The 7,414-nt window shown below is 72.7% G+C and carries 6 protein-coding genes and 1 pseudogene; 5 read left to right on the top strand and 2 right to left on the bottom strand.

Going from position 1 to position 7,414, the window contains the following annotated elements; all coding sequences use genetic code 11:
• Positions 1-1,168: pseudogene (locus N799_RS15705) on the top strand (helicase SNF2); the annotation flags it as partial.
• A gap of 84 nt (positions 1,169-1,252) precedes the next feature.
• Here N799_RS15705 and N799_RS14475 read toward each other — a convergent pair.
• Positions 1,253-1,858, bottom strand: coding sequence for a hypothetical protein (locus N799_RS14475; protein ID WP_238978950.1), 606 nt, complete (start codon positions 1,856-1,858; stop codon positions 1,253-1,255).
• A 16-nt stretch (positions 1,859-1,874) separates the two neighbouring features.
• On the opposite strand from N799_RS14475, the gene N799_RS12145 reads away from it, so the two are divergent.
• The 3 genes from N799_RS12145 to N799_RS12135 are packed head-to-tail and all read left to right on the top strand — an operon-like array spanning position 1,875 to position 5,432.
• A complete protein-coding gene (locus N799_RS12145; RefSeq protein ID WP_036212878.1) occupies positions 1,875-3,083 on the top strand; it encodes an MFS transporter in 1,209 nt (402 codons plus the stop codon).
• Between the two features lie 28 nt (positions 3,084-3,111).
• Positions 3,112-3,774, top strand: a complete 663-nt coding sequence (locus N799_RS12140; RefSeq protein WP_036212876.1) for a DUF938 domain-containing protein — start codon at positions 3,112-3,114, stop codon at positions 3,772-3,774.
• Between the two features lie 50 nt (positions 3,775-3,824).
• Positions 3,825-5,432 carry a phospholipase D family protein gene (locus N799_RS12135; RefSeq protein ID WP_052101523.1) on the top strand — a complete coding sequence of 536 codons (1,608 nt, stop codon included), beginning with the start codon at positions 3,825-3,827 and terminating at the stop codon, positions 5,430-5,432.
• A 24-nt stretch (positions 5,433-5,456) separates the two neighbouring features.
• Here the strand turns inward: N799_RS12135 and N799_RS12130 are convergent, their stop codons facing one another.
• Positions 5,457-6,929, bottom strand: coding sequence for an MATE family efflux transporter (locus tag N799_RS12130; protein WP_052101522.1), 1,473 nt, complete (start codon positions 6,927-6,929; stop codon positions 5,457-5,459).
• Positions 6,930-7,129: 200 nt separating this feature from the next.
• Between N799_RS12130 and N799_RS12125 the strand changes: the two genes are divergently transcribed.
• Positions 7,130-7,411: a hypothetical protein gene (locus N799_RS12125; protein ID WP_036212873.1), complete on the top strand. Its 282-nt coding sequence runs from the start codon at positions 7,130-7,132 to the stop codon at positions 7,409-7,411.
• Positions 7,412-7,414 lie beyond the last annotated feature (3 nt).

Here is a 7,414-nt window from a genome sequence, read left to right as displayed (position 1 = left end):
GGGGGGGGAGCCGATGGCGCTGGTGCTGGACGCCGCCGACGCGCAGCCCGAGGCGGTGCCGGTGGACACCGACGGCGCGGCGCCGGCGGACGGCGATGACGCCGCCGCGCCGACCTTGGCGCCAGTCATGCGGCAGCTGTTCGCCCTGGGCACCGGCGCGCACGAAGCCGCCGCCGACACGGGCCGCGCGGACACGGCGCTGACCCGCGCGGTGATGCAGCTGCCGCCGGCGCGCCACCGCTACCCGCGCCGCGCCGGCGTGCCGGCAACGCTGCGCACCGAGCTGCTGCCGCCGGCCCCGGCCGATTACGAGATGCAGCTGGTCGACTTTGTCCAGTTCAGCCCGGCGGTGCTCAACGACCGCACCCGTACAAAGACCCGGATGCGCCGCGAGGCGGTCGACATCTTCGACGGCGATCGCGTCGCCGAACACGACGACGACGTGTTTGCCGACCTGTCGGCCGAGGCCATCGGCCAGCGCGCGCGCCAGGTGGTGCTGAAGCTGCAGGACATCAACGAGCGCGAGATCCGCCTGCGGCTGCTGGAGCGCTTCGGCCAGGCGATCGAGCGCTCCGGCGCGCCACGGCCGGACGAGGACGGGCTGGAGGACCAGCTCCACCTGGTGCTGGTGCGCAACCCGCGACTGCTGTCGGAGGCGTTCCGCAGTTTCCGCCACGGCCAGGTGCTGGACCAGTCGGTGCCGCTGCCCGAAGCGGTCGAGTCCGAATTGCCGCTGCCGCCGGCGGCGCGCAACGCCTACGGTGTGATGCCGCCGGATCTCAACGGCGACGAGCTGCGCATCGCCGAGCTGCTCGACAGCCACGCGCTGGTGCGATGGTGGCACCGCAACCCGCCGCGCACGCCCGGCAGCGTCGGCCTGTACCGCTGGGACGACGGCGCGGGGTATTTCCCCGACTTCGTGGTGTGTCTGGAGGGGCGCGAGCAGGGCGACGGCATCGCGTTGCTGGAGGTCAAGGGCGCCCACCTCGTCGGCAACCCGCACGAGGTCGAGAAGGCCGGCGCGCACCACCCTGAGTACGGTCGCGTGTTCATGGTCGGCCGCGCGCGGGGCGAGACAGAATTCAGATTCCTGCGGCGGCTGGGCAACGCGCCACGGCTGGAAAGCGAGGCGGCCTTCCAGGTGGAGCGCATGCGCTGGGACACGTGACCGGCGTTTTGTTGTAGAAACGCCTTCAACCTCGATCGGGAACCGGCACGAGTGGATGGGTACCGATCGAGGCTGGGGCCGCTCCTACAAGAGCCCATCCACTTCGCGCACGGCGAACGCACGCAGCCGCACTGCGCTCGACACGCCGATGCCCTGTGCCCGCCCAGCGACGTACAGCGTCACGTGCGGCGGAGGAACGGGCAGCTGGCGGCCGAGCAGGCGGCCGAGTTCGCGGTGGAACGGTGCCATTGCCGGCAACTCGATCCGCTCGATGATCGAGTGGGCAACGTGTTTCGCACCGTCTGCGGCGTAGCACTTGCGCAGCAGACAGCGACGGCCCGTGCGGTGGAAGTGCCAGCCACACGCATCGAATGTCGCGGCGACGGCCGCATCGAGCCAGTGGGCATCGAACACCGCGCGCAGTTCCCGCGCCAGCGCGCTGCCGATCACGGTGATGTGCAGCTCGGGCTTGGGCGTCAGCACAATGCCGTCGACGGTCACGGGCGCGGCCGGCGGCGCCCAGCAGGCGGGGTCGATCGGCAGGACCAGGCTGTGTTCGAACGGCGGCATCGTCGCAGTGTGCCCGGCGCGCGCCGCGACCGGTTGCGGCAGCAGCCGGCCTGGCGCGACAGCGCGTTTCACCGGCGTTACCCCTGCGCCGGTTGCTGCGGCGCACAATACGCGGTTCATCTGTAGAGCTCCCGAATTGACCGACCCCACCACCCCGAGCGCCCACCAGCGCAACCGCGCCCGCTACGCCGCGATCCTGTTCGCGCTGGCGGTCGGTGGCTTCGCCATCGGCACCAGCGAGTTCGCGATGATGGGCCTGATGCCGAGCCTGGTGCAGGACCTCGGCGTTAGCGAGCCGCAGGTCGGCCACCTGATCAGCGCCTACGCACTGGGTGTGGTGGTGGGCGCGCCGCTGCTGGCGATCCTCGGCGCACGGCTGCCGCGGCGCAGCCTGCTGCTGGCGCTGATGGGCTTCTACGCGCTGGCCAACCTCGCCACCGCGTTCGCGCCGGACTACGCGACGATGCTGGCGGCGCGCTTCATCGCCGGGCTGCCGCACGGCGCGTACTTCGGCGTGGCGATGCTGGTCGCCGCGTCGATCGGCGGCCCCGGCCGGCGTGGCGCGGCGATCAGCCGGGTGATGCTGGGCCTGTCGGTGGCGATCCTGGTCGGCAACCCGCTGGCGACCTGGCTGGGGCAAACGCTGAGCTGGCGCTACACCTTCGCGCTGGTGGCCGCGGTCGCGGCGCTGACGGTGGCGCTGGTCGCGCGCTCGCTGGCGGAGGACCCCGACGAACCGCGGCAGACGCCGCTGCGCGAGATGCGCGCGTTCAACACCTCGCAGGTGTGGCTGACGCTACTGATCGGCGCGGTGGGCTTTGCCGGCATGTTCTGCGCCTTCAGCTACCTCGCGCCTACGCTGACCGAAGTCACCGGCGCGGCCGACGGCTGGATCCCGGTCGCGATGGGCGTGTTCGGGCTCGGTTCGATCATCGGCAACCTGGTCGGCGGCTGGCTGGTCGACCGGCTGCAGTTCCGCGCCGCGCCGGTGATCCTGCTGTGGTCGACGGCGGTGCTGCTGATGTACCCGCTGGCCGCGCACTCGCTGTGGACGATGCTGCCGGCGGTGGTCGCGGTCGGCACGATGGGCGCGCTGGCATCGGTCATGCAGACCCGGCTGATGGACGTCGCCGGCGAGGCGCAGACCCTCGCGGCCGCGTCCAACCACGCCGCGTTCAACGCAGCCAACGCGCTCGGGCCGTGGCTCGGCGGGCTGGCGATCAGCGCCGGGCTGGGCTGGACCTCGACCGGCTACGTCGGCGCGGCGACCGCGGTCGGCGGGCTGCTGGTCTACGCGTGGGCGCGGTGGGACGAGCGCCGGCTGCCGCTGCCCGCCGGGGGCTGACGGGGCGCGACCGGGTTACTGTCCGTCCATGACCGACGACAAGCCGTTCTCCCCCGCCTGCGAGCGCAACCGCGACCCGATCCTCGCGGTGCTGCGCGAGCACTTCGCCGAGGCCCGCCACGTACTGGAGGTCGGCAGCGGCACCGGCCAGCATGCGGTGCATTTCGCCGCGGCGATGCCGTGGCTGGCGTGGCAGTGCAGCGACCGCGCCGAACACCTGCCGGGCATCCGCACCTGGCTCGACGAAGCGGCGCTGGCGAACACCCCGCCGCCGCTGCAACTCGACGTCGACCAGTGGTCGTCGCTGCCGCGTTCCGGCGAACCGGCGACGCTGCCAGGCCCCGCCACGCTCGAAGCGATCGCCCGGCGCGACCCGTTCGACGCGGTGTTCAGCGCCAACACCCTGCACATCATGGGCTGGCCGCAGGTGCGCGCGTTCTTCGCCGGCGTCGGCGTGCTGCTGCCGCGCGGCGGCACGCTGGCGGTGTACGGGCCGTTCAACTACGGCGGTGACTACACCAGCGACAGCAACCGCGAGTTCGACCGCTGGCTGCGTGCGCGCGACCCGGCGTCGGGCATCCGCGACTTCGAGGCGGTCGACGCGCTCGCGCGCGATGCCGGGCTGGCCCTGCAGGCGGACATCGCGATGCCGGCCAACAACCGCTGCGTGGTCTGGCGCACCCTGCGGTAAGCGCCGGCGCGTCGACGCCCCGGCGACCGCATGCCACCATCGCCGCCGCAATGAAGCCGCGCCACCCGACCCCGACCACGACGACGCGACATCCGCTGCGCCGCCGCCTGCTGCGCGGCGCCGCGGCCGTGGTGCTGGCGCTGGTCGCGCTGGTCGGCAGCGGCCTGCTGTTCAACGAGCAGCTCGCCCCGCCCGCCACCGGCGAACCCGGGTACGCCCTGCCGCCGCAGCCGGCGCAGACCGCGATCGACCGCGAGCTGGCGCCGATCCTTGCCGCCCATCCGGGCGAGACCGGCGCGCTGCTGCTGGCCGACGGCCTCGACGCCTTCGCCGCCCGCGCGATGAGCGCGCGCCGCGCCGGCCGCAGCCTCGACCTGCAGTACTACATCTGGAACGACGACCTCGCCGGCCGCCTGCTCGCGCGCGAGGCCCACGCGGCGGCCGAGCGCGGCGTGCGGGTGCGGATCCTGCTGGACGACCTGACCGCGCAGGGGCGCGACCCGCAGTGGATGGCGCTGGACGCGCACCCGCGCATCGAGCTGCGCCTGTACAACCCGTTCCGCAACCGCGGCGGCGGCCTCGAGCGCGGCGTCGAGCTGGTCCAGCGCGCCTTCAGCATCAACCACCGGATGCACAACAAGGCCTGGATCGCCGACGGCCGGGTCGCGGTGATCGGCGGGCGCAACATCGGCGAGGAGTATTTCGAGGCCAGCGACGCGGTCAACTTCCACGACCTCGACCTGCTGCTGTTCGGTCCCGCGGTCGACGACGCCTCGGCGATCTTCGACGCGTTCTGGAACAGCGCCGCGGCGGTGCCGATCGACGCCCTGCACGAAGCCACGCCGCAGGAGCTGGCCGGCTTCCTGACCCGCGCCGACGACATCGCCCTGCAGGCCCGCGCGGCGCCGTACCTGGCTCGGGTGGCGGCCTCGCCGAACGTGCGTGCCTACCTCGACGGCGCGCTGCAGCCGCACTGGGGCCGCGACATCGAGGTGGTCTCGGACCCGCCGCTGAAGGCCGGCGACGACGACCGCGGCGACTGGCTCGCGACCCGGCTGCTGGCCGGCATGGGCGAGGCGCGCGACAAGGCGTTGCTGGTGTCGCCGTACTTCGTGCCCGGCCAGGCGCTGACCGGCCGGCTCACCGCGCTGGCCGCTGCCGGTGTGCAGGTCGGCGTGGTCACCAACTCGCTGGCGGCCAACGACGTGCCGGCGGTGCACAGCGGCTACGCCCGCTACCGCGAACCGCTGCTGCGCGGCGGCGTCCGGCTGTACGAGATGAAGGCGCGCGGCGACCACGGCGACCACGGCGCGTTCGGCAGCAGCGGCGCCAGCCTGCACACCAAGGCCTTCGTGGTCGACGACCGCCACGGCTTCGTCGGCTCGTTCAACCTGGACCCGCGCTCGGCCAACCTCAACACCGAGATGGGCGTGCTGTTCGACCACCCGGGGCTGGCCGCCGGCGTGCGCGACGAGTACCTGCGGCTGGCCTCGCCACCGGTCAGCTACTGGCTGTACCTCGGCGACGACGGCGGGTTGCGCTGGCTGGACCGCGCCACGCAGCCGCCGACCGTGCTGCGCGACGAGCCCGACGCGGCGTGGCCGCGCCGCGCACTGGCGACCGTGCTGGGCTGGCTGCCGATCGAGTCGCAGCTGTAGTGCCTGCAGCGCGCCAACGACGGCTCAGCGCGGCAACGCCACCGAGCCGTCCTGCTCGCAGCGCGCGCCCTCGTCCGCCACCGGCGACGGCGCCTGCGCCGGCACCTCCGACGGGATCGCGATCGCGTCCGGGTCGACCGGCAGCATCCGCGCCTGGCGCCAGCGGCCCCAGCGGTAGTACGCCAGCGACAGCACCATCGACACCGCCGCGCTGACCGGGAAGCTCCACCAGATCGCGTCGACCCCGAACCGCGGCTGCAGCCAGTTGGCGAACGGCACCCGCACGCCCCACAGCGCGAGGCCGAGGATCACCAGCGGCGGTACCACCGCGCCGGTCGAGCGCACCACCCCGGCGACCACGAAGGTCACGCCGAAGAACAGGAACGACCACACCGCGATGTGGTTCAGGTGCCGCGCGATCTCCAGCGCCTCGCTGCCGGCCGGCATGAACATCGCCAGGGTGTAACGGTCCAGCAGGATCAGCGGCGCGATCAGCGCACCGGTCAGCAGGAAGTTGAAGCCGACCCCGGCGCGGGTGGTCGCCTCCACCCGTGGCCAGTTGCCGGCGCCGACGTTCTGCGCCGCCATCGACGAGCACGCCGCGCCGATCGCCATCGCCGGCATCTGCACGTAGGTCCACAGCTGCAGCGCGGCGCCGTACGCGGCGGTGGTGTGGGTGCCATAGGCATTCACCATGGTGATCATCGCGATCATCGCCAGCGAGATCAGCACCATCTGCAGGCCCATCGGCACGCCCTTGGTGACCAGCGTGCGCACGATCGTCCAGTCCGGCACGAACAGCCGGCGCTCGTTGCGACCGATCCACAGCGGGTGCCGCTTGTGGCGCAGCCAGCCCAGCAGCGACGCCAGTGCGACCACGTTGGCCAGCAAGGTCGCCATCGCGCTGCCGGCCATGCCCATCTCCGGCAGTGGCCCCACGCCGAACATCAGCAGCGGCACGAACACGATGTCGAGCGCCACCGCCAGCAGCAGGAACAGGAACGGCGTGCGGGCGTCGCCGGCGCCGCGCAGGATCGCCGACACGAACGCGAACGCATACAGGAACGGCAGCGCCAGGAAGATCACCTTGAGATAGGCGTCGGCCAGCGGCAGCGCGGCCTCGGGCGTGCTCATCCACACCAGCACGTGGCGCGACAGCGGCAGGCCGAGCGCCGCCAGCGCCACCGAGATGCCGAGGAAGAACGTCGCCGCCGAGCCGATCACCCGCCGTGCGCCCGGCAGGTCGCGCCGCCCCATCGCCTGGCCGACCAGGATGGTCGAGGCCATGCCGAAGCCGAACACGCCGCCCAGCAGCAGGAACATGATGTTGTTGGCGTTGGCGATCGCGCCCAGCGCCTCCTCGCCGAGGAAGCGCCCGACCCAGACCGCGTTGACCGAGCCGTTGAGCGACTGCAGCACGTTGCCACCGAGGATCGGCAGGGCGAACACGAACAGGGTGCGGGCGATCGGCCCTTCGGTGAGGTTGCGTGGCTGCATCTGCCGGGGCGTGCCCGTCTGCGGCGAGCGGCACCCAGCTTAGCGGCCGGCGGTGCACGGGCCGCGACGGCCACGCCGCGCCACCTGTCCGGCGGCTGACCGGTGCGTCCGGCGGAACGCAGCTTGCCGCCCGCGTCGACGCCGCCGTGACCGGCCCCGGGCGACACTGCCGCCATGTTCAACGGCATGGACCACAGGCAATGAGCGGGGCGATCCGGTTGACGCGCTGGTGCGTCGGCGAATGCATCTGGGTGGCACTTTCGGTGCTGCTGGCGATCGCGTTCGTGACCGGTTTCGTCGGGCTGGCCGAACCGCCGGCCGGCGAGCTCTGGGCCAGCCTGCGCAGCCCGGTCAACATCGTCCGGATCGTCGTGCTCAGCGCGGCGCTGTGGGTCTGGGCCTACATCGCCCGGGTGATCCACGCCGGCGACCGCAGCGCCCTGCCGCGAACCCCGCGAGGCACCTCTGCGCGCGTTGCGTAGGAT

Origin of the sequence: Lysobacter arseniciresistens ZS79 (genome assembly GCF_000768335.1) — a bacterium.
Classification (GTDB): domain Bacteria; phylum Pseudomonadota; class Gammaproteobacteria; order Xanthomonadales; family Xanthomonadaceae; genus Novilysobacter; species Novilysobacter arseniciresistens.
The sequence above is the reverse complement of the archived record's forward strand: the minus strand, read 5'-3'. Positions and strand labels throughout refer to the sequence as shown.